Below are 22,006 nucleotides of genomic sequence, written 5' to 3'. Positions count from 1 at the left end.
TTTAAAATCGCCAGTTCTTCTTCTTTATCCGCCAGTTCCTTTTCTTTGGCTTTCAACTGGCGTTCCAGGTCTTTGACGTGTTGGTGGTCGACAACCGGTTCGTCGTCAAATTCGCGGTATTGCTTCATCCATTCATACAACGCGCTTCGAGGAATCTGTAAGTCCTCGGCAATGTCGGTGATGTTTTTCTGTTGTTTGTGCTGCTGGACATAACGGACCGTGTCCTTTTTAAAAGCTTCGCTGTACTGTTGACGCTGTTCACCCATGGGGGAACCCTCCTTGTTGGTTTTATCATGCCATGTCCATGAAGAAGGTGTCCACTTTTTATTCTAAATTTAATATGTCCGCTCAATGCCTCAAAATAGGTTTAAAAATGTAAATAACGGAATAATTGTCCAATGATGCAACAGGACCAGCTGCAAAATGCAGCTGGTCCACTTTTTTTTACAGGGTCTTTTTCAATAACCAAATAACGAGGGAACCCATAAATACAATTTTGGAAAATACGTGACGAAGATTAACACAAGCGCCATCGTAATGAGATAGGGAGTGGACGCCTTAAACACACGTTCTATCGGAACTTTAGCAATACTGCTTGATACAAACAGGCATAAACCGACCGGCGGGGTAATCAAACCGATAGCAAGGGCCAGGCAGGTAACGATTCCGAAATGCTCCGGCTGGATGCCATAGCTCGCAGCGAGCGGGGCAAAAATCGGAACGAGCATGATCATAGCTGCCGCCTGCTCGATAAACAGCCCGACAAATAAATAGAGCAGAACCATCAACAGCAGGAATATATAGGGGTTTTCCGTGAAGTTCTCAAACATAGAGCTGATCATATTCGGATAGTCTTCCACGGATAACCACCAGGTGGAAACATTACCGATCGAAACCATAATCATCACGATCGCTGTAATAACCACCGTTCTTACCATCGATTTATACACCGCAGAGAATGTCAGCTCCCTGGTTATGAAAAATCCGACGAGAAGAGCGTAAATTATACCTATGCAGCCAGACTCCGTGGGCGTCATAATGCCGCCTACGATACCGGCCACCATAATAAACGGAAGGATCGCTGCTACCAGGAACCAAAGCAGTATTTTAAATATATCTCCCGGCTTATATCTTTTTTCATATCTGGTGTAATCCTTCCGTCGTATAATAAAAAATGTCACCAGAAGGAGGGCAAGGCCTACGATAATTCCCGGAACAATTCCAGCCAGGAACAATGCGGCAACCGGCACATTCGAAGCAGCAAAAGCATAAATCAGCATCGGGAGGCTAGGCGGAATAATCGGTCCGACGATGGAGCTGACGGACGTAACAGATGCTGTTAATTCAGGATCATTGTATTCCTTCTTTGTTGCAGGAATTAACATAGAACCTACCGCACTGGTATCTGCCACTGCCGAGCCATTAACGCCTCCAAATAACATACTCACTAACACATTAATGTATAACAAGCCGCCTTTAATCCGTCCCACCATTAATCTGGCAAAGTCCAACAGCCGCTTCAAAATTCCCGAGCTTCCCATGAGTTCGCCTGTTAAAATAAAGAGGGGGATCGCCACAAGCGTAAACGCGTCCAGGCCGGTCCATAACCGCTGCGCCAACAGCTCCAAAGACCGCTCCGTCATCATAAAAGCAGCCACGGACGAAATACCAAGAGAAAAAGCAATCGGCATACTAATGGCAATGAGCACCAAAAAAATGAGAACATAAATAATCAACACACTCATGATTATACCCCTCCTCTCTGTTCATGATGCTGTTCCCCCCACAGTTGAAGGAGGGTCGTAATATTTAATTGAATCAGCATATAAAGAGCTCCGACAGGCACGGAAAGATAAGGAATCATCATATTGATGCCAAATACAAAAGGATCACTCGAATCTATACCGCTTAATGCATACAAGTAACCATAATACACAATAAGAAGGAGAAAAACGGAAACCAGGGTGTTAATAAATAAGAGCAGTCTCGTTCTGTTTTTTCCTTTTAATTTCCGCAGCAGAATATCAACGACAATATGCTCGCCCTCTCTAATGGCAAGACCTGCCCCAAGAAAAGCCATCCACATCATTAAATACTTGGACAGCGCATTGGCAAAATTTAATGGACTGAAAACGACGAATCTCGTAAAAATAGAAGCTGAAATAGAAAGAACGATTACTGCCAATAATGTTACACATATTATTTTTATAGAAAGAGCCAGTATATGATCTGCTTTTTGCAATCGTGCCATCATTGTTTGGTTATTCACCAGGGGTCACCACCTTATATGCTGACGCAGCGGAAACCGGCTGCCGCTGCGTCCTCTCTTGCTTCCTGATGTTTATTCAGAAACTTCATAGCCCCATCCTCCGTCACCAACAGGACCCATTTCTTCTTGAATAAGGTCAAGTTTCTCCTGGGAAATGCCCGGTTCCCCAACAAATTCATCCCAGACCTCTTCTTTGGTGACTTCTTTCAATTCTTCGTAATCGGCTTCATCCCAGGAATATATTTCAACTCCGGCCTCTTTCATTTCCTGAATATTTTCTGTAATATAATCCGCTACGAAATCGACATGCCACTCTTCAGCTTCCTCTATCGATTCATTCAATATGCTTCGAACATCTTCCGGCAGCTCCTGCCACATCTCATCGTTAACGACCGTTACCAGAGAGTACCACTGAAAGTTCACATCAGCCATATAGTTGATGAGCTCGCCTTTATGAAAATCTGCAGAATAAAAGCTCGCATAAGGTACAGTTAATCCATCGACCATCCCTAATCTGACGGATTCCGGGGTTTCCGGCCAGTCTACCGTCTGTCCCTGGGCGCCCCACGCTTCCTGAGCCGCAATCTCAAGCGGAGACCTGGAAGCTCGGAATGTCATCCCGTTTAAATCCTCGACGGATTCCACTTTTTTATCAGAAGTCCCGATTTCTCTCGGTCCTCCAATTTCCATCGTGGAAAACCATTTTAAATCGGTATCTGACAAATCCTCATTCACTCTTTCCTGAACGGCTTCACTATTCATCGCGCTTAATGCCTGATCCCTGGATTCAAATAAAAATGGCAGGTGAAAAATTTCAAAAGCATCTGTTATAGTAGCCAGATTTGCAAAGGAGTCCGCCGCAAAATCCAAATTCCCATTCTGAACTGCTTCAAAAGTTTCCACTCCAGAACCCAGCTGGCCGCCGTGACTGATTTGAATTTCAATGGTTCCTTCTGATTTCTCTTCTACAATTTCTGCGAATTTGTTTAACCCATGACCGGTGACATCATCTTCCGGCAGAACGTTAGCCATCTCAAACGTATACTCAGCTTCCTGATTCGTGTTATCTGCTGTTTCTTCTTCTGTAGCACCTTCCTCATTGGAACCAGCATTTTCTTCAGAAGAAGGAGCTTCTTCTGTCGTATCCAAACCACATGCCATGATCAATCCAGAAGTCAGAACTATCACCAGCAGAAAAAATACCGTTTTTCCTTTCATCACATCTTCCCCCTTTTGTTTTTAGCGAGCTTTTCAAATTAGAGATCTTCTTCCTCCCAAAAAGCGGCCGCCCCTTTTTCTCTCATCAGCTCTAAGATTTTTTCCCTCGGGACTACGCGACAACGCTCGGCCCATTTTTCATATTCAGCACTCATCTCTTTGACCTTATCTGGATATTGATCTGCCAGATCATGTAATTCCGTGCGGTCCTTTTCCATGTCATACAATTCCCAGTCTCCCGGATAATCTCTTACTAGTTTCCACTTTCCTATGCGTATTGCGGCATTTCCTTCATGTTCCCAGCAAAGGGGTTTTACGTCCCAACTGTCCTGAAGAAAAATCGGCATCATACTCTGGCCTTCCAATGGAAGAACAGGCTCCCCCTTTCTAGTTCCCGGATACTCGGCACCGGTCATATCAATAATGGTGGCCATCACATCCGGCAGGTGAGCCGGCGTATGCCGGAGGGATCCTTTTTCTTCAATACCTTCCGGCCAATGAACAATAAATGGGGTCGCAATTCCTCCTTCATGCACCCAGTGTTTATATAAACGAAACGGAGAATTGGATAGGTTCGCCCACGCCTGCCCATAACTTTGATACGTATTTTCAGGGCCGGGCATTATTTCAGGATCATTCCCGAACATGACTTCTTCCCCGCTCCGGGTATATCTTTTAGCAATTTGCAGCTGGTCTACCAATTCTTCTGCAGTGACATGATCCGGTATATCTTCGGCACAGGCTCCATTGTCAGAAAGAAAAATGATAACGGTATTCTCCAGCTGGTTTGTTTCTTTCAACGAATCTATAATTCGTCCGATCCCCTGATCCATCCTGTCAATTTGTGCAGCATACACTTCCATACAGCGAAGCAGCCATTCTTTATTTTCCGCCTGCTTCCATTCCGGCTGAGAGGGATCCCTGGCTGACAACTCCCAGGACGAATCAATAAGCCCAAGGTCTTTCAGGCGCTGCATCCGTTCTTCTCTCAGTTTATCCCACCCTTCATCAAAGCGGCCTTTGTACGTTTCAATATCTTCCTCGTGAGCATGAAGCGGCCAATGCGGCGCCGTATAAGCCACATACTGAAAAAATGGAGTGTCCGGATTATTTTTGGTATGCTCCTTTATATACTCCGCCGCTTGATCACTGATCGCATCGGTGTAAAAAAAGTCTTTGTCTTCTTTTGGTTCATGTTCTATATTCTCGTTTCCCCGTGTTAATGTATTTGGGTCATAAAAACTTCCTGCCCCAATAATCGTCCCATAAAAATGGTCAAATCCCCGCTGCAGCGGCCAGGCATCTGAAGGTTCGTTCAGACTGCTTGCGATATGCCACTTTCCACTCAAATACGTTTTATATCCATTATCTTTTAATACCTCGGCCATCGTGACACACTCATTATTTAAATCTCCCGCGTATCCTTCCGGCCCTGTGTCATACGTTAATATCCCAATTCCGGTTTGGTGCGGGTGAAGCCCTGTCAACAGAGAAGCTCTCGATGGACTGCATCTGGCGGTATTATAAAACTGTGACATTCTCAAGCCATTCTCTGCCAGTTCATCCAGATTGGGAGTGTTCACCTCCCCGCCATAACAGCCGATATCGGAATACCCCATATCATCGTTTAGAATCAAAAGTACATTTGGTTTATTTGTCATCCATGGATACCTCCTTTATGGTTTTCCCTACACTCGTGATTTCTTTGTAAAAATGAATAAGCATCACCTCCCACATAAAGTTCGAATATTAGCAATATACAGAATAAAGGAATAAGTGGTTGCGCTTTCAAATTTCAAATAAGAGGGAGGCAAAAAACCTCTTTCTTCCTCCCGTTACCAAAAGGATACTTTTCTCGAGAGTTGTACCATATATTGAAAATACTCAGGACGGTAGACTGCCCTCAGAAATTCAGCTGGTGTTTTATCTTCCGTGAACGATAGTCTTTCAATATACAACAGTGCTTGATTCTGCTGAACATTTAGGTATTCAGCTTCATATTCACTGGCGTTAACGGCACTAATAGCCTGCCGGGCTTCTTTCAGCGGCATTCCCAATGTTTCTTCAAAAAAACGATACATCGCAATCGAAGTCAGATCTTCTTGATCGAGTTTCCACCCTATATTTGGCGGGAAAAAGGCATGCTCTATAGCAATGGGAATGTCATCGGCATAACGCAGCCTTTTTAGAGCCCAGGCTGAAGGAAACTTCAGGTCATTTTTCATTTGTTCTGTTAAATCTTCTGTCATTCCCTTTTCCAGGATTCTTGCATCTGGTTTGTATCCAGCTTCCCGGATCGTCTCTGTAAAACCCATTAAACGCCCAACCCAGTTTTCCGCCTGATTGGTTTTCAAAAACGTGCCGCGTCCTCTTTCTCTTATCAACATGCCCTCTTTGACCAAGGTCTGCAAGGCGTTTCGTACCGTCACCCGGCTGACGTTGAATCTTTCTGTCAGCTCAGATTCAGTAGGCATTTTTCCATTTTCATCGATGAGTTTTCCTTCCAGTGCTTCCTCTCTTATGATTTCTCTCACCTGCAGATGCAGAGGAATTCCGCTTTCAAAGTCTACGGAACGGTGAGAAGAAGTGGGTGTTTTTTTGGGCATTGGTCTTCCCCCTAATACAACGAATAAGGCTAAAAACAATATTTGTATTATGATTTGTATTAATGTTATAATTTTTATATACATTCGTCAATATATTTTTTTAGCTTTTTGTATGCGTTTCCAATGAAATATGTCCCACGGAGGTATCTGCATGACCAACGAATATCGCAGTCCAAGTCCCTGCTGTTCCACATCCCGTCCGCCAAATAATGAAAAAACAGAGATAGAACCGGTACATGGAAATATTCAAGCCAAACAGGCAGATAAAACAGGGATGGTATTCATCCCTGGAGGTTCCTTTTTGATGGGCACCAATGATAAAGAAGGGTTTCCGGCGGATGGGGAAGGTCCGGTACGGGAGAAAACTATAGATTCTTTCTATATAGACCCCTTCGCCGTCACAAACGCAGATTTTTCCCGATTCGTAGAAGAGACAGGGTACACGACGGAAGCCGAAGAGTTTCAATGGTCGTTTGTTTTTTATCAGTTTGTCCATCGGAAAAAAGTGGAGATATTAAACGCCAATCTCCCGGAAACTCCCTGGTGGCTTCCAGTCAAAGATGCTTATTGGTATGCACCGGAAGGAAAAGGATCCGATATATCCGAACGAATGAACCATCCCGTGGTCCATGTTTCCTTTAACGATGCTCTCGCCTATTGCAGATGGGCCGGAAAGCGGCTTCCGACCGAGGTCGAGTGGGAATACGCCGCACGAGGCGGATTAACTCAAAAAAAATATCCATGGGGCGATGAGCTTCACCCGCATGGCCAACATTACTGTAATATATGGCAGGGCGCCTTTCCGACAGAAAACGAAGGACGGGATGGGTATATGGGGACAGCGCCTGTAGATGCTTTTTATCCCAATGCTTTTGGGTTATATAACGTTTCCGGCAATGTATGGGAGTGGTGCAGCGATGTGTTCCAACAAAACTGGCAGCCGCACACCGAAACTTCCAGGGTTATACGGGGAGGCTCCTACTTATGTCACCATTCATACTGCAATCGTTATCGGGTAGCCGCAAGAAGTTCGAATACCCCCGACAGCTCTACCGGTAATATGGGCTTCCGGTGTGTAACGAGTTGACCCCGTCTCTGCATTGATAAATTGACTACGCCGCGTTTATCTATTATGCTATCATTATAAATGTAACTAAATTCGTTACAAAGCGTGGTGGGCATCATGATTAACAGCCGGCTCAGTGTGGCCATTCACATATTATCTTTACTCGCGTCACATCCGCGCGAACGGGTGACATCCGAGTACATTGCAGGCAGTGTCCAGACGAATCCTGTGGTCATCCGCCGCCTGTCCAGCCTGCTCCGCAAAGCCGGACTGATTGAATCAGCTCCCGGCATACCAGGAGCTTTACTTGCCAAACCGCCGGAAGCTATCACCCTGCTCGAGGTGTATGAAGCGATATTTGCGGAAGAGAATCTATTTTCCATTCATAGCGGACCGAACCCCGGCTGCCCGATCGGCCAAAACATCCAGCGGACGCTGAATGCAAGCTTTGAGCGGGCGGAACAGGCCATGAAGAACGAACTCGCCCGGCAGACGCTGGCAGAAACAATGGAACACCTTTTTGCCTGAAAAGGTGTTTTTTCACCCGCTCCCTGTAACAAATAAAGTTACAAATTTCATCATCAGAGGAGGAATTCTAATGAATATCGGTATTATTGGCGCAACAGGCAAAGCAGGGGATCTTATTTTAAAAGAAGCGCAGGAACGCGGCCATGAGGTGACAGCGATTGTCCGGAACCGCACGAAACTGCAGCATGACGTTCCGGTTATCGAAAAAGATATCTTTGACCTGACAAAGGAGGATCTATCCAATTTTGACGTGGTCGTCAATGCCTTTGGAACCAGTCCAGATCAGGGACAGCCTCATATTGATGCTGCCCGGGTACTAACAAAGGCCCTTCAAGGCACCAATACGCGTCTGTTTGTGGTGGGAGGTGCGGCAAGTCTGTATGTGGATGAAGACAAAACCACTCAGGTGATCGATACCCCTGATTTTCCTGATGCCATTAAACCTATGGCCGGCGGCATGGCAAAAGCGCTCGCCCAGCTCCAGAACGCTGCGGACCTGACCTGGACCTTCCTCAGCCCGGCGGTTGAGTTTGACTATGAGGGAGGACGTACCGGCACTTATCAGAAAGGCAAAGATCACCTTATTACTAATTCCGAAGGGAACAGCTACATCAGTTACGCTGATTATGCCATTGCCGTACTGGATGAAATAGAGAACAAAGAACATATCAACGAACGGTTTACGATTGTCGGTGAAAGTAAATAAATGGAGTACCTTTTATTACGCAGAAAGAGGGGTTGCTCAAAAAGGGCAGCCCCTCTCCATAATGAGAAGATGGAAGAAGGGACGGCGTGGCAGGCGGTGACGTTGCTCCGCCTGCCAGTGATTTTGTCCCTTAATCAGCTCTAATTTCCTCCTCTCATATAATCAGGGAGGAATGTAATAAGTTCGGGAAAAGCAGTAAACAGGACTACCGCTGCGATCATCGCAGCAAGCATCGGGGTGACTCCTTTAAATATTCTTTCGATCGGTATATCTTTCATTACTCCGCTGATAATATAAATGCTGATACCAAGTGGTGGTGTAATCAGCCCAATATTCATAACCATTACCATAATAACCCCAAACCAAACCCCGTCAAATCCTAATTGGGTCACAAGCGGATGAATGACAGGCAGGGTGAGCACTAATATCGCAATACCTTCCAGAAATAGTCCCAACACAAAGTAGACAATCAAGATGGCTGCCATAATCATCATCGGGGACCAGCTCAATTCATTTACAAACATTGTTACCTCTGCAGGAATGCGGCTGATGGATAAAAACTGACTGAAAATATCAGCTCCGATTAATATTAAAAAGATCATCGCTGATAATCGGGTGGTCTCACTGAGAGCGTGAACGAATTTTTTCCAATTCAGCCTTCTCGTTAGTACAGCAAGTATTAATGCCCCAAATGCTCCCATCGCGCCTGCTTCTGTCGGTGTAAATATTCCTAAGTATATACCGCCGATCGTCAATATAAAGAGCAGCACAAACGGCCATACTTTTGATAGAGATTGGAATTTTTCTTTCCAAGATGATTTAACAGAGGGCGGACCGGCATCGGGATTTTTTTTCACCCACAGAAAAATCACTATCATAAACAACAGCATCTGTAGAATCCCAGGGATAATCCCGGCAACCAGCAGCTGTCCGATCGGCTCCATTGTAAGAATTCCGTATAGAATTAAAATAACGCTTGGCGGTATCAATATTCCAAGAGTCCCGCCTGCTGCGACACAAGCAGTGGACAGGGTTGGACTGTATTTGTACCGGCTCATCTCAGGAAGGGTGATACGAGCCATGGCAGCGGTGGTGGCATTCACGGACCCGGAAATGGATGAAAAAATAGCACTCGTCCCGATGGTTGTCAGGGCCATGCCGCCTCGGACATGTCCAATCCACGAGTCCACCGCCCGGAATAAATCCTGACCAAACCCGCTGTAGGAAAGGACCATTCCCATAAAAATAAATAATGGGATAACACTCAGTGAGTAGGAAGAGGCCGTTCCAAACGGAGTACTGCCTAGTTGTACAAGGCCGGTATCTAAGCTCCTCACCAGACTAAAGCCAGCCGTCCCCACAATAATCAGAGCAATACTGACAGGTACTTTTACTAAAAATAATAACAGCAGGGCGAGAACACCAAGAATTCCTATTAACTCTGGACTCATTGCTTATGCACCACCCTGGCAAAATGTTTAACACTGCTTGCTAGAGCCATTAACCCAAATAAGAAGGAGCCTGCTCCTATCAACATAATGAAAGGATAAACAGGAAGGCCCAAATCACTTGTGGTCGTCCCCCGTCCCATCATCCGGACGGCATCATTATAAATCTGCCAGCTCATGAGAAAGATAACTACGAAAACCAGGAGTTCGATGGCGCCCTCTATAACACTTTTCATTTTATCCGGGAATTTATCCACCAGAAATCCTATGGCAATATGTTCTTTATATTTATGAGCAATCGCAAACGTAAAAAATACTAATATGGCCGAACCCAGCTCTGTTAACTCAAAAGAACCTGTAATCGGCTGGTTGAAAAAATACCGGCCGATTACGTCAAAGCTTATTAATACCATGATGAAACATAAGACTGCATTTGCAATATGGTGCAGAATTGTACTTAGGATGTCTATGCCTTCATCTATTTTTCTCAGAAATGGTTTCATCTTTGTAACCCCATTACTTTGAGCTTAATTCTACTGCTTTATCATACACGTCCTGTCCAGGAAGACCGCTGTCCTCTTTGTCCTGAATCCAGGCGTCAATGGTTGGCTGCATCTTTTCTTTCCATTCTTGTAATTCTTCCTCACTTAGTTCATAAAATTCCGCTCCTGCTTCTTCAGCGGCCTGGACAGCTTCCTCGGAACGAGCGTCAATCGCCTCACCGGCTACCTGTGACATGTGCTCTCCCCTTATTTCATCGACTGCCTGCCGCTGCTCTTCGCTTAAGGAATCATAACTTTCCTGATTCATTACGCCAAAAAATGTTGTCATATAGAAATCGCCTACCGTGACATAATCGATTACTTCTTGAAGACTATAGTCTAATAAAGTATGAATCGGACCAACCGTTCCGTCTACAACTCCTCGTTCCAGCGCTTCATAGACTTCGTTCATAGACATGGAAACAGGTGTAGCTCCCATTTCCTCCAGCCACGCGTTTACTTCCGGAGACGGGGAACGGATTCTCATTCCTTCTAAGTCTTCCACGCTTTTCACCTGTTCGCCGACAGTGAAAATCTGACCAGCTTCGGAGGTAGATAACCATAATGGCACCACATCGGAATATTCATCCTGAAGTTCCGGAAATTCCTCATATAAATCCCACAGTACTTGCGATCCTTCGGTTCCCGTCTCCTCCATAAAAGGCAGTTCCATCACAGAAGTCAGCGGGAATTGGCCCGGATTATAGCTGTGAACACTAAAGCCCATATCTGCAACTCCCGTGGCTGCTGCTTCGTATTGACCGTCCGGAGCCGCCAGCTGGGCACCAGGATATGATTCCACTTGAACTTCTCCATTTGTGGCTTCCTGCACCTCATCTGCAAAAACTTGAACAACATCCGTTTCCATTACATGATTATTTGGAAATAAGTGAGAAAAGGCCAGCTCCCGGGATTCTCCGGAACCTTCTGCATTCCCCGAATCTTCCACAGTGTCTGCCTCCCCTTCTTCTGCCGAGGACTCGCTTCCGCCGGTGTCCTCCGAACAGGAAGCGAGTACTGTCATACCTATCAGCAATAACAAAGATATCAACCAGAGATTCCTTCTTTTCACTTTCATTTTCCCCCTTAAAACGCTTTCCTATTTTTCTGAAAAAGGGAGCAAAGCCCCCGTCCATTACACATGCTGCAGTCCAATACCATACTCTTGGAGAGTTTTGCGAATTTCTTCCTGAAGAGTTTGAGAAGGAACATCCATCGGGAGCCGTAACTCCGGCTCAATTTTCCCCATCATCCCAAGTGCTGCTTTTACCGGGGCGGGATTAGTATCTTTAAATAACACATCATTTAATGGCATCAATTCATAATGCAGACGCTGGGCCTTTTCCACATCTCCTTCAAACCAGGCATCATGCAGTTCAGCGACTTTGGCCGGCAGCACATTGGCGGTGGCACTGATTGAACCGGCTCCGCCTATCGCAAGCATCGGGTAGCAGAGCAGTTCAATACCGGAGAACAGCAAAAAGTCCCTGCCGCAGTTAAGTAAGACGCGATTGACATGTTCAAAGTCCTTATTGGATTCTTTCACTCCCACAATATTCGGACAGGCTTCGTTCAGACGCGCCAGCGTAGAAACATGCAGATTCTGCGCGGTGCGACCCGGAATATTGTAGATAATAATAGGAATCTCCACCGAATCCGCTACTGTTTTAAAATGCTTATACAAAGCCTCCTGATTGGGCTTATTATAATAAGGCACAATAACAAGTGCAGCGTCGGCTCCCAGTTCTTCAGCGCTTTTCGTTAAACGCATCGTTTCAGCATGATTGGTGGAACCGGTGCCTGGAGCCACCGGGACCCACCCGTTTACCGTTTTAACGGCCGTTTCCATCACTTTTTCCCGTTCCTCTACAGTCAAAGAACTAGGCTCTCCGGACGTACCTGTTACGGAGATTGCGTGGCTGCCATTTTCCAGCTGAAATTCAATTAGTTCAGAAAGCTTTTCATAATCGACATCATGATCTGTTTTAAATGGTGTAACCACCGGGGCCATTGAACCTCTTAACCTAGCTTTGACTTCTTCAACCTTTACCGCCATTACAATTCCTCCTACTCCTACAAAATTTTTAAATCGCTTTCATATGATTTATATTTTATTATATATATTTTCATATATTATTACAAGTATAAATATTCTTTATTAAGGTTGGAAAACCGTAGGAATGGGATTCTTTCGATTAAAATCGACCGTTCCCGGGCTAAAATAGGGAACGATTTATCAAAAAAATAAACAAGAATTTATAAAAATTTCACATAGTTTTTCTTTCTTTGTTTCAAGAAAGAAACCTTACTTATGTCCCACATTTTGGTAAAAAATATATAATGTTTTACTACCTTTTTACGAAATTTGAATCCGTCCCGGTTACCCTATTTTTATTAATATAAAGAAAATGCAGTATTACAATTAATTAAAATTTGATGTAAAGTTTAATCAAAATGAGAAAAGTTTTTGAATAAATGGTGCAGCACTATGCCTGTCTATCTGGTAAATTTTCCCGCAATCCAGCTGCATTTATAATTTTATGAAATATTACAATAAAACAAAAATAACTGTAAAATTCTACTTCATCCTAAAAGAATGTTAACACTTGTATAGACAAAGTAATTTAACTATCTGCGCAATACTATCTTCCCATTTCCCACTTTTCCTACTTATGATAAGCTAAACCCGAATTATGAAGTACACATATTATTGAAAGGGAAGTGATTTATGGAAAAAATTCCAAATTATTCTTTTCGCCAAACAACAGATGTGATGCTAGAGATGGTGAATACGCATTTGGATGATCATGATCTCCGAGAAAAGGCCGCCCTGTTCATCATGTATAAGATGAAGGAAGGTTTTTTATTCTCAGAATTAACACAGCTGCATTATCACATCGACAAATGTGAAAAGAGTCATGGGATGTTCCATGTGTCTGCGGCAGTAGAGTTCTTAATTTTAGCTTTGGACATACTCGATGACCTGCAGGATCAAGATGACACAGAAAAACCCTGGTCTACTTTTCCATTTTCTACTTCCATGAATTTATCCACAGGTTTTTTAACGTTAAGCACGCTTGTCCTAAAACAAGCTCCTTATGGTGACAATTTGAAGTCATCCGCCCTTCAGCACCTTTATCAACAAGTTTTACAGGCAGTAAAAGGCCAGCATCAAGATCTCAATCATCTCTATCAGACAGAGGACGATTTTTTACGGATGATTAAATACAAGTCCGGATCCTTGATGGCCTGTTCCACTCTTATCGGGGCCATCCTCTGCCAATCCACGCGTGATGAACTGGCTATTATTCAGGAATATTCGGAAAGTCTTGGGGTGACAGCCCAATTAGCCAATGACATAGACGGGCTTCTGCGTATGGATACAAAGAATGATTTGCTGCAGAAACAATGGACACTGCCTATCATGCTTCTTTCCAAGGAAAACAGTGAACAAGCCCAGTGGATTCAGGATTATTATGCGAAAAACGTAGATCAAGCGTTTATGGTAGAGAGGGAGGAATCCCTGTTCCAATGGATTCATCAGTCTTCCGTCCTCTTATACATGCGTGTGCTGAAACGTGTCTATCAAAGAAAAGCTATCGATAAAATGAATGAACTTCAGGTAAGTCAAGGTTGGAAAAGCCGTATGCAAGAGTATATAGAACAAGTGTGAGCTCATTAAAACGTAAGGAGGATTATCATGTTAAAAAAAGTAGTGGAACAATTAGCAGAAAAGCCTCATCTCCTGGAGCAGTTAAAAGAGGATAAACTGAAGGCAGCCGGCATATCGGAAACAGAAAAAGCTGCCGTTGTGGATGTCTTGACAGATAAGGAATTTCAGGGAATTAACGTCAATAAATCTTACTGGAAATAATATAAATAATCGGAAAACCCGGCAAGCCGTCAACCGGCGGCTGCCGATGTTTTTCTTGTAAAATTGGAAATGTATCTTTCCTGTTCGTGTAAAAAAGCCAGAGTTCCTCTGGTTTTTTTACACGGATTAGAAGTTGAAAAGAAAGCAGCAATACGTGGGGGAATGAATAAGTATGCTCAATATTACACGCTTCCGATTGGTTTTTTTTTAATACTTACCGCTTTCACCGCTGTTTATCTCGTTTACATAACCACCAGTGAAACCTACGTAGGCCTGGACGTCAAGAAAAAGAACGGGGATCAGTGGGAAGTTACAAATGTAAACCCAATAGGTTGGGCCGCACAGCGAAATATTCAGACGGGAGATATTGTCGTAGAAGTAAACGGGCAGGATCCCGCTTCTTTTTCTTCCATTCAGCAGTATGAAGTCATTGGCAGATTAGAACAAATGAAAGTGCTCCGGGACGGAAATCAACTCGAATATAAGGTGCAGATTCCACTAAATTTTAATACCCTTTTGTACCACACGCTGCTGCCACTGGGTGTGTTTTTAATACTGTTAGGTTTTTCCCTGTATATCTACTGGAAAAAACGCGGAGAACCCATTGCCTTATTTCTCATTGCTTTCCTGTCAGCAGTAGGGTTCGGCTATTTAAGTGCAGGAGCTTCTGCAAGGCTGGACGCGTTTGCCCGCATCGTGAACAGCTTTTCACTCATGATGGTCCCTGCTTTATTTTTACACTTTCATTTTCAGTATTTTTTAAAGTATCGTATCCAGCTGATCCAATGGAAAGTACTTGTGATCGTTTATACTGTTAATATAATTGTCGTTGTCCTTGATGGGCTGTCCAACTTTGTATTTTTCGGCGGTATATATGGATGGATTCGTAATGCCCAGCTGCTCCTGTTTTCGGCTGAGATGTTGTTTGGATTTTGCGTCCTTATTTACTATTATTTAAAATTTCGTAAAACGATCCATAAAACGATATTTCAAAATACTATATTCAGCATCATTGTATCCTTTTTTCCATTTATCTTTCTGACGGCTCTGCCAGGTACCCTGTTTGGTATAAAACTGCTGCCAGCATCGGTTACAGCAGCTTTCCTCACAGTGCTGCCGGTATTTTTCCTGTATTTCGTGTTAACGAATAAAGTGTTTGATATTGATTTTATCAACAGCCGGCTGCGTTACTATGCGTTTAAATCGTTGATCCTGACAGGGTTGGTTATCGGGCTGGCTGTGTTTTTTACAAATTTAACGTATATTCAATGGGCGAGGTTTATCATTCTCACTTACGGATCGTTTATCTTATTTTTCTATTTAGAAGATAAACTGAATATCCGGGCCCTGTTCAAAAGTCAACATAACTATGAAATCAGTCTGGACCGCTTCTCCTATGACATAGCAAAAATCTTGAAGAAAGACGAGTTAAACGAAAGATTGATCCGAGAGGTGAAAGAGGTGCTTCCGGTTCACCATACCTCCATTATCACATTTTCCAAACAGGAAGGTATGGCACGCTTATCCTCAGGAGAGGAGGAGTATCCTAAATACTTAATAGAAATGTACTTAATGCATCACCAGTCTCTGCTTACTATCGGTTCCCAATTCTTAATTGAAGACGGTTTATGCTCCGTTATTAGTGTGCAGCATGATTCTATCCAAATTTTATGGATTGAACAGAAAGTGAATCATACCCCGTTTAATCAGGATGAGCAGCATTGGATAAAAGTACTTGTTCACTATACAAGTATTGTCTATGAAAATTTCCAGCTGCTCGAAGACGTTACCGAAGAATTGAATCACTCCCTTTATAATGGCCACGCCATGCCTTCCTGGATGTTAAGACTGTTGTTTAGGCTGTCTGAAAAAGAACGGGCCCGGCTTTCCTATGATTTACATGATTCCGCGCTGCAAGAACAGTTAATCTGGTATCGAAAAGTAGAGGAGATGCTTACCCAGGAGCAGCTTTCTGATTCGTTAAAAAGGCAGTTATCAGAACTGCGGGAAGGGCTGCTTGGAGTGGTGGATCAAGTCCGGGAAACATGCACATTATTACGTCCCCCCTTTTTAAAGGATACCGGTATAGCAGAAGCCCTTTCCTATTTGATTGAACATTATCAGACGAGGGAACGTTTTGAAATTCATTTTAAATCTTGTGATTTTAATTCTATTCTTAGTGATGAACAGGGCCTGGCACTCTATCGAATTGTTCAGGAGCTGTTAAATAATGCAGCAAAGCATTCCAGAGCCCGGAATGTAGATATCGAAGTGAGAAATGAAGGAGACCAGTTTATTATGACCTACAAGGACGACGGCGTCGGCCTTTCGTCGAAGGGGGAGCCTCAATCCACCCAAAAGATGGGAATGGCTGGTATTCGACAGCGTGTCAACAGTATTCATGGAACCATCGAGATTCTTTCCCCGGAAGGATCGGGGCTGGAAGTTGTTATTCTATTTCCATCGCAGCAGGAATTCACAAATTATTTTGAAGTAATGTAATGGAGGGACCGCCATGATCAGCATTTTATTAGTCGATGATCATCCAGCCGTAGGAGAAGGGTCAAAACTAATGATTGAGAAAGAAGAAGATATGGAAGTGACCATTGTCGATAGTCCAGGAAAAGCCATCGACATTCTTCATCGGGATGACTTTTCTCTCATGTTATTTGATTTACGCATGAAAGGAATGAATGGGATTGAGTTAACGAAACATGTTCGTGGGATGGAACGGGAGGCCCCTGTTTTAATTTATACCGGCCATGAGGTAGGACCGTATTTTAACAGCCTCATGGAAGCAGGAATATCTGGTTTCATCAGTAAAACATCGACCAGAGAGGAACTTATTCAGGCCATCCGCTATGCTGTAGATGGGAAAGCCGTTGTACCGGTTTCCTTACTCCGGCAATTACGAAAAATGGAGGTGCGGGTAGAAGAAACTGAACCCTCCCCCATCGAAGCCGGACATGAGATATCCATTAATTCCAAGGAACAGGAAATTCTCACCGAAGTCGCAAAAGGGAAAAGCAACAAAGAAATTGCCAGTATTTTTTACAACAGCCCCCGTACCATTGAATATAATTTGACGGATATTTTTAAAAAACTTCAGGTGAAAACAAGAGCCGAAGCCGTCTTGAAATCAAAACAATGGGGAATTATTCCGGATGAAGCAGAATAAAATAACTGCCGTTGGAGGAGATGCGCTGGGTTTTAAGAATGCCTCGCGGACATTTGTTCCGTTATATGGCAGAATATGCGGTCTATGGCAGCCTTGGCGGACATTTGTTCCGCTATTCGGGCTCTGGGCTGCTTTTTTTACGCTAAAAAGGGGACATAACGGAATAAATGTCCGATGCCCCCTCCAAAATGAGAAAAATCGAGGAAATAGCGGAATAAATGTCCTCCTGTTTCTATGAAGGATAGCCTTTCCACTATCTGCAATAACGGTGGCTGCCCCCTCATACTTTGCGTTGCGCGTGGCATTCGCCGAGAGAACGGATCCGCCATGTCCTTCCATATTGTTTATTGGTTTTTCCAATATCGGTAAGCATGAACAATATAGCCCTGGTAGGAGGAATAGGATTGTAACTCCTCATCTACAAGGTCGAGCTCTTCCTCCATGACAGCTTCTCCTTCGTCATGAAAGGAAATGTGGGGATTCGCTTTATTTTCTTTCATCTCCACCGAAATAATAACGTCTTTGTCGATACTTTCCGCATAGTCCACTTCATTTTGGGCCATATCCAGAATACCTCCGGATCCTTCCGCCTTATCTCGAAACGCCATCACAGAGGTATGATCCATTTTGTCGATGACCCATTCGTTAAAAGGAGTATCAGGTTGACCCGGCGTTTCTGTATTATCAAACCACATAGCAAGATCCATACTGGCTTCCAAATTGGATTCGCGCTTGGTTTCGTTCACAAATAACTCGATATTATCCATCCATTGAGAAAGAATATCCTGTTGGTTTTCTGCCCATGATGGTTGGGTATACGGTTCGATATCGAGATGAATCCCCGAAAACTTCTGACCCTCCTCCACCGAATCATTATACGTTTTCACATAATCCACGAGGTCGAGCATCCGGGACTCTTCTTCTTTCAGGGCCCAGGAAGGATGGCCTCCCATGGCGTGCACTTCAATACCCTCGGCATTTGCCTTTTCCACGAAGTCTGAATAAGCACTGTGAGGACGGGTCAGATCCAAGCGTGTATACAGAAGATTAATATTTTTCTCCTTGGCAAATTCAATAATACTGTCTTTTTCGTTGATCAGTGTCTCCGCTTCCCAGATATAGGTCCCCCGATAGCTTTTATTTTCTTCCGGCGGCGCAGAAGCCTGGTCTTCCTGTTGTTCCATGCTTGAAAAATCATCTACCGCCGTTCCTTTATAGGAATCATACGCCCCAAGGTGTTTATCCACCAGGTTAAGGTGCATATCCATGTCCGCTGTCCCTTCTTCAAAAAAAGTGGTGTGATCCTGGCCCGTATCCGCCATGGTGACTCCAACTAAAATTTGTTTATTTAAGCTATCAGCTGCTTCAAATTCATTTTCTGTGAGACTAACAATGCCGTTAGGACCTTCCAATGTATCACGGTAGGCCAGAATCGTCGTATGATCAAAATGACGAATCAGCCATGTACTAAAGGGAGTGTCCGTCTCGCCAGGCGTGTCCATTTCATCTAACCAGAAAGGGATGGAACTGCTAATTTCGAGCGGGGTATCTTCCGAAAAGGTATCCAACGCCGTGCTCAGATTATCTTTCCATTCCTTTAAGACAGTACTTTTATCTTCATACCATTCCGGAAGATACTGGGGCTGTATTTTAAAGTGTATGCCTTGAAATTTCTCTTCTTCTGCCGCCCCTTCATTATAGTTATTTACCCGTTCTATAAAATCAAGGATTTGCTGCTCGTTTTCCGCCAGAGCCCATGCAGGCTCTCCTCCCAAAGCATGAACTTCGATTTCCTTTTCATCTGCTCCACGAATAAGATCGGAATAAGCAGCTGAAGAGGTTTCTTCCTCCATCTTCACATACAATACGTTGACATCATTTTCCTCTGCTTTTGTCAGAATCGATTCTCTGTTTTCACTTAAATCTGTGTTCTCTACCCACATTGCCTTTTTGGACTCTTCGGAATCAGAAAATCCTGTTAGAAATAAAAAGGCAGTGACAGTAAGCAGAAAGAATAATAACTTTTTCTTCATTTCTAATCCTCCCATTTTTTTACTACATTTCCCGGGTAATAGCCCGGGGGTTTCCAGGGGGTTCCGCAATACTCCCTGCGGATTTTTCGACATTGATATTCTCCAGCAGTCATACGGCTTTCAGCGTCTTGGCCTAATCATTCGCCAAACAAAAACAATGCTTTCTGTCGAAGCATGACCCGGGGGTCCCGAAAGAAAAATTCGCACCTCCGAAATACAGTTTTCGATGAAGAAGGAAACCCCTCATGTTAGCGTTAAAAACGTGGAGGACAAAGCACAACACTATTTAATCATGGAGACCTTAAATTTTCAACAATTTTCAACAAGGAAAGTAGTTTTCATTAAGGCAAAAATAGATGCTGTAAGGAGGGGGTCGGAAGGATGAATGGAAATGGTTTCGCGCTTCGAATACTCCTTTTGCTTCTAGTACTTGGAGGGTGTGAATCATCTGAAACCTTGAAAGAGGCAGAAAGCAAACAAATGGATGATGGATCTCAAATTAAATTCCGGACCAATGAAAATCAGCTCGAAATTTACGAGAAAAACAGCTGGGATCCCTTTTTTGTAAAAGGAGTTAATTTAGGAGCAGCGTTACCTGGACATTTTCCGGGGGAGCTCTCCATCAAAAAAGAAGATTACCTTCGCTGGTTCGATAGCATTCAACAATTGGGTGCTAATACGATTCGAATTTATACCATTCACGAACCAGAATTTTACGAAGCTTTAGTAGAGCACAATCAAAACAATCCGGACAACCCACTCTACTTTATGCAGGGAGTTTGGTCACCGGTGAACAAACTAGCGGAGACAAAGGACGCCAAATCCAATGAAGTAACCAAGCAATTCAAAGAAGAAATATCCCGCGCGATTGATGCCATTAACGGAGACGCCGTCCTGCCGCCTGAAGATGGAAAAGCCAGCGGAAAATATTCTGCAGATGCCAGCCCTTACCTGGCAGCCTGGCATCTTGGGACAGAGTGGGATCCTGAGGTGGTGGAAAATACAAATAAGCAGCACAACAATACGGATTTCGACGGCAGTTTTTTTCAAACTTCTCCGGACGCTTCAGCATTTGAAAGCTGGCTGGCTGAACTTATGAATTACACAGCTGAAAATGAGAAAAAAACAGGCTGGCAGCACCCGGTCACCTTTACTAATTGGATAACGACGGACCCACTTACTCATCCAAAGGAGCCGCTCGCGATGGAGGATGCCGTGAGTGTTGATGCGACGAATATTCAAAGAAAAAGGGGAGAAGCCGGTTATTTTGCTTCTTTTCACGCTTATCCTTATTACCCGGATTTCTTAAGAATCACGGATAAGTATGATGATGTCAAAAATGAGGAGGGGCAAATTGATACATATAAGGGCTACCTGCAGGAGCTTAAAAACTATCATCAGGATATGCCGGTAATGATCACAGAGTTCGGGGTTCCTTCTTCCCGCGGGAACGCCCACCCGGGGCCGCTTGGCAGGGATCAGGGAGGCCACACGGAAACAGAACAGGGACAACACAACGCTGATATGCTGCAGCATATCCATCAGGAAGATTATGCCGGCGCTATCGTTTTTACATGGCAGGATGAGTGGTTCAAAAAAACCTGGAATACGATGCCTTTCGAAAATCCAGGACGGCAGCCTTACTGGTTCAATGCGTTATCGGCAGAAACGTCCTACGGTCTGCTGGGAATGTATCCAAGTAAACATGAGGAGCTCACTATAGATGGATCAGTGGAAGATTGGGAAAGCTTGGAGGAGAGCGAAATCGAAAGGCTTTCCACTCCCCTGACGGATTTGATGGTAACCAAAGACGAAGGATATATCTATGCTGCTGCCCGTCTTCCCGAATCAACCGATTTGTCAACTGACACCTTCTATCTTGGTGCCCATACCATTGCCGGAGGAATCGAAGATCCAGATTTTCTACAGGGAAGACGTTTGGATGAAGGATTGGAGACCGTGGTTCGGCTGGGAGAAGAAACCGAGAGCGGGATTCTAATCGCCCCAAGCTATGATGTTCATCAGAGGTTGTACGGCAGCAAGGCCGGCGATGTTCAAGAGGATACCATGAACCCCTGGCAGCTTGCCGTGAGTCATGAGCTGGAACTTCCTGAGTCCAATGAAGTCCTCCCCTTTAAGGAAGTGTCGGCGGGCAGCATGGAACAGGCCTCTTCCTCTCCGAATTCCCGGGCTTCCTGGGCCTATCAAGGCAAAGTCGTTGAAATGAAAATTCCGTGGGCGTTGCTTGGTTTCACAGATCCCAGTACCAAGGAGGTGGTGAGTTACGGCCCTGTAAAAGACACAGCGCAGCAAATGCCTGCTGAAAATACTAAAGGGATCCGGTTCGTTCCATGGACCGTTGATAATTCAGATACGGTGCACGGATTAGAAAATCAATCCTCCCCTATTTCCGTACAAGACTATCCGCTTTATGACTGGGCGGACTGGCAGCAGGTAGAATATGATGAACAGTTGAAACAAAGCTACTATATCGTGCAAGACGTCTTCAAGAACATCGAAGATTAAGGAGGGAGGGAT

The 22,006-nt window shown here is 44.2% G+C and carries 19 protein-coding genes; 8 read left to right on the top strand and 11 right to left on the bottom strand.

All coding sequences use genetic code 11. The annotated features are described in order from the left end of the window. From G475_RS0116375 to G475_RS0116350, 6 genes are all read right to left on the bottom strand, one after another. A partial coding sequence (locus G475_RS0116375; protein WP_026702201.1) for a transposase occupies nt 1–266 on the bottom strand: 266 nt, incomplete at its 3' end. Nucleotides 267–458: 192 nt separating this feature from the next. Continuing rightward, entirely contained in the window at nt 459–1,745 is a 1,287-nt protein-coding gene (locus G475_RS0116370; protein ID WP_026702200.1) for a TRAP transporter large permease, read from the bottom strand. Nucleotides 1,746–1,747: 2 nt separating this feature from the next. Beyond that, nucleotides 1,748–2,269 (bottom strand): TRAP transporter small permease, encoded by a 522-nt coding sequence (locus G475_RS0116365; RefSeq protein WP_026702199.1) that lies wholly within the window; start codon nt 2,267–2,269, stop codon nt 1,748–1,750. A gap of 72 nt (nt 2,270–2,341) precedes the next feature. Then, a complete protein-coding gene (locus tag G475_RS0116360; protein ID WP_026702198.1) occupies nt 2,342–3,487 on the bottom strand; it encodes a TRAP transporter substrate-binding protein in 1,146 nt (381 codons plus the stop codon). Nucleotides 3,488–3,525: 38 nt separating this feature from the next. Then, on the bottom strand, nt 3,526–5,148 hold the full coding sequence (locus tag G475_RS0116355) for an arylsulfatase (RefSeq protein ID WP_026702197.1): 1,623 nt from the start codon (nt 5,146–5,148) through the stop codon (nt 3,526–3,528). Between the two features lie 174 nt (nt 5,149–5,322). After that, on the bottom strand, nt 5,323–6,093 hold the full coding sequence (locus G475_RS0116350) for a GntR family transcriptional regulator (RefSeq protein ID WP_026702196.1): 771 nt from the start codon (nt 6,091–6,093) through the stop codon (nt 5,323–5,325). 151 nt (nt 6,094–6,244) lie between these two features. Here G475_RS0116350 and G475_RS0116345 point away from each other — a divergent pair, with 151 nt between their 5' ends. From G475_RS0116345 to G475_RS0116335, 3 genes are all read left to right on the top strand, one after another. After that, the gene (locus G475_RS0116345; RefSeq protein ID WP_026702195.1) at nt 6,245–7,180 is read left to right on the top strand and encodes a formylglycine-generating enzyme family protein; all 936 of its coding nucleotides are present in this window, start codon (nt 6,245–6,247) and stop codon (nt 7,178–7,180) included. Between the two features lie 96 nt (nt 7,181–7,276). Beyond that, nucleotides 7,277–7,687 carry an Rrf2 family transcriptional regulator gene (locus G475_RS0116340; RefSeq protein ID WP_026702194.1) on the top strand — a complete coding sequence of 137 codons (411 nt, stop codon included), beginning with the start codon at nt 7,277–7,279 and terminating at the stop codon, nt 7,685–7,687. 70 nt (nt 7,688–7,757) lie between these two features. Beyond that, nucleotides 7,758–8,393 carry an NAD(P)-dependent oxidoreductase gene (locus G475_RS0116335; protein WP_026702193.1) on the top strand — a complete coding sequence of 212 codons (636 nt, stop codon included), beginning with the start codon at nt 7,758–7,760 and terminating at the stop codon, nt 8,391–8,393. Between the two features lie 140 nt (nt 8,394–8,533). Here the strand turns inward: G475_RS0116335 and G475_RS0116325 are convergent, their stop codons facing one another. The 4 genes from G475_RS0116325 to hpaI all read right to left on the bottom strand — a co-directional run bounded on the left by G475_RS0116325 (nt 8,534) and on the right by hpaI (nt 12,439). Continuing rightward, a complete protein-coding gene (locus tag G475_RS0116325; protein ID WP_026702192.1) occupies nt 8,534–9,844 on the bottom strand; it encodes a TRAP transporter large permease in 1,311 nt (436 codons plus the stop codon). Continuing rightward, nucleotides 9,841–10,344, bottom strand: coding sequence for a TRAP transporter small permease (locus tag G475_RS25400; protein ID WP_051302614.1), 504 nt, complete (start codon nt 10,342–10,344; stop codon nt 9,841–9,843). Before G475_RS25400 ends, G475_RS0116325 begins: the two co-directional genes overlap by 4 nt. 13 nt (nt 10,345–10,357) lie before the next feature. Continuing rightward, nucleotides 10,358–11,455, bottom strand: a complete 1,098-nt coding sequence (locus G475_RS0116315) for a TRAP transporter substrate-binding protein (RefSeq protein ID WP_233275801.1) — start codon at nt 11,453–11,455, stop codon at nt 10,358–10,360. 63 nt (nt 11,456–11,518) lie between these two features. After that, nucleotides 11,519–12,439: a 2,4-dihydroxyhept-2-ene-1,7-dioic acid aldolase gene (hpaI, locus tag G475_RS0116310; protein WP_026702190.1), complete on the bottom strand. Its 921-nt coding sequence runs from the start codon at nt 12,437–12,439 to the stop codon at nt 11,519–11,521. 672 nt (nt 12,440–13,111) lie between these two features. Between hpaI and G475_RS0116305 the strand changes: the two genes are divergently transcribed. The 4 genes from G475_RS0116305 (at nt 13,112) to G475_RS0116290 (ending at nt 17,435) form a co-directional block, all read left to right on the top strand. Further along, nucleotides 13,112–14,056, top strand: a complete 945-nt coding sequence (locus G475_RS0116305; protein WP_026702189.1) for a polyprenyl synthetase family protein — start codon at nt 13,112–13,114, stop codon at nt 14,054–14,056. Nucleotides 14,057–14,083: 27 nt separating this feature from the next. Further along, nucleotides 14,084–14,257, top strand: coding sequence for a competence pheromone ComX (comX, locus tag G475_RS27320; protein WP_156911753.1), 174 nt, complete (start codon nt 14,084–14,086; stop codon nt 14,255–14,257). Nucleotides 14,258–14,419: 162 nt separating this feature from the next. Then, nucleotides 14,420–16,759 (top strand): ATP-binding protein, encoded by a 2,340-nt coding sequence (locus G475_RS0116295; protein ID WP_169728532.1) that lies wholly within the window; start codon nt 14,420–14,422, stop codon nt 16,757–16,759. Nucleotides 16,760–16,772: 13 nt separating this feature from the next. Further along, nucleotides 16,773–17,435 carry a response regulator transcription factor gene (locus G475_RS0116290; protein WP_026702187.1) on the top strand — a complete coding sequence of 221 codons (663 nt, stop codon included), beginning with the start codon at nt 16,773–16,775 and terminating at the stop codon, nt 17,433–17,435. Nucleotides 17,436–17,779: 344 nt separating this feature from the next. Here G475_RS0116290 and G475_RS0116280 read toward each other — a convergent pair whose 3' ends face one another. Continuing rightward, nucleotides 17,780–19,468, bottom strand: a complete 1,689-nt coding sequence (locus tag G475_RS0116280; RefSeq protein ID WP_026702185.1) for a hypothetical protein — start codon at nt 19,466–19,468, stop codon at nt 17,780–17,782. Between the two features lie 381 nt (nt 19,469–19,849). Between G475_RS0116280 and G475_RS25395 the strand changes: the two genes are divergently transcribed. After that, complete coding sequence (locus G475_RS25395; protein ID WP_051302611.1) at nt 19,850–21,994, top strand: hypothetical protein; 2,145 nt, start codon at nt 19,850–19,852, stop codon at nt 21,992–21,994. Nucleotides 21,995–22,006 lie beyond the last annotated feature (12 nt).

The sequence above is a fragment of the Salibacterium aidingense DSM 18341 genome, from assembly GCF_000429685.1.
In the GTDB taxonomy this organism is placed as follows: domain Bacteria; phylum Bacillota; class Bacilli; order Bacillales; family Marinococcaceae; genus Salibacterium; species Salibacterium aidingense.
This window is presented reverse-complemented; position numbering and strand designations above follow the sequence as displayed.

What these genes read in the sequence shown, in the direction of transcription:
- G475_RS0116370 (WP_026702200.1), bottom strand. Translation starts at nt 1,745, where the DNA reads ATGAGTGTGTTGATTATTTATGTTCTCATTTTTTTGGTGCTCATTGCC.
- G475_RS0116360 (WP_026702198.1), bottom strand. Translation starts at nt 3,487, where the DNA reads ATGAAAGGAAAAACGGTATTTTTTCTGCTGGTGATAGTTCTGACTTCT.
- G475_RS0116355 (WP_026702197.1), bottom strand. Translation starts at nt 5,148, where the DNA reads ATGACAAATAAACCAAATGTACTTTTGATTCTAAACGATGATATGGGG.
- G475_RS0116350 (WP_026702196.1), bottom strand. Translation starts at nt 6,093, where the DNA reads ATGCCCAAAAAAACACCCACTTCTTCTCACCGTTCCGTAGACTTTGAA.
- G475_RS0116345 (WP_026702195.1), top strand. Translation starts at nt 6,245, where the DNA reads ATGACCAACGAATATCGCAGTCCAAGTCCCTGCTGTTCCACATCCCGT.
- G475_RS0116340 (WP_026702194.1), top strand. Translation starts at nt 7,277, where the DNA reads ATGATTAACAGCCGGCTCAGTGTGGCCATTCACATATTATCTTTACTC.
- G475_RS0116335 (WP_026702193.1), top strand. Translation starts at nt 7,758, where the DNA reads ATGAATATCGGTATTATTGGCGCAACAGGCAAAGCAGGGGATCTTATT.
- G475_RS0116325 (WP_026702192.1), bottom strand. Translation starts at nt 9,844, where the DNA reads ATGAGTCCAGAGTTAATAGGAATTCTTGGTGTTCTCGCCCTGCTGTTA.
- G475_RS25400 (WP_051302614.1), bottom strand. Translation starts at nt 10,344, where the DNA reads ATGAAACCATTTCTGAGAAAAATAGATGAAGGCATAGACATCCTAAGT.
- hpaI (WP_026702190.1), bottom strand. Translation starts at nt 12,439, where the DNA reads ATGGCGGTAAAGGTTGAAGAAGTCAAAGCTAGGTTAAGAGGTTCAATG.
- G475_RS0116305 (WP_026702189.1), top strand. Translation starts at nt 13,112, where the DNA reads ATGGAAAAAATTCCAAATTATTCTTTTCGCCAAACAACAGATGTGATG.
- comX (WP_156911753.1), top strand. Translation starts at nt 14,084, where the DNA reads ATGTTAAAAAAAGTAGTGGAACAATTAGCAGAAAAGCCTCATCTCCTG.
- G475_RS0116295 (WP_169728532.1), top strand. Translation starts at nt 14,420, where the DNA reads ATGAATAAGTATGCTCAATATTACACGCTTCCGATTGGTTTTTTTTTA.
- G475_RS0116290 (WP_026702187.1), top strand. Translation starts at nt 16,773, where the DNA reads ATGATCAGCATTTTATTAGTCGATGATCATCCAGCCGTAGGAGAAGGG.
- G475_RS0116280 (WP_026702185.1), bottom strand. Translation starts at nt 19,468, where the DNA reads ATGAAGAAAAAGTTATTATTCTTTCTGCTTACTGTCACTGCCTTTTTA.
- G475_RS25395 (WP_051302611.1), top strand. Translation starts at nt 19,850, where the DNA reads ATGAATGGAAATGGTTTCGCGCTTCGAATACTCCTTTTGCTTCTAGTA.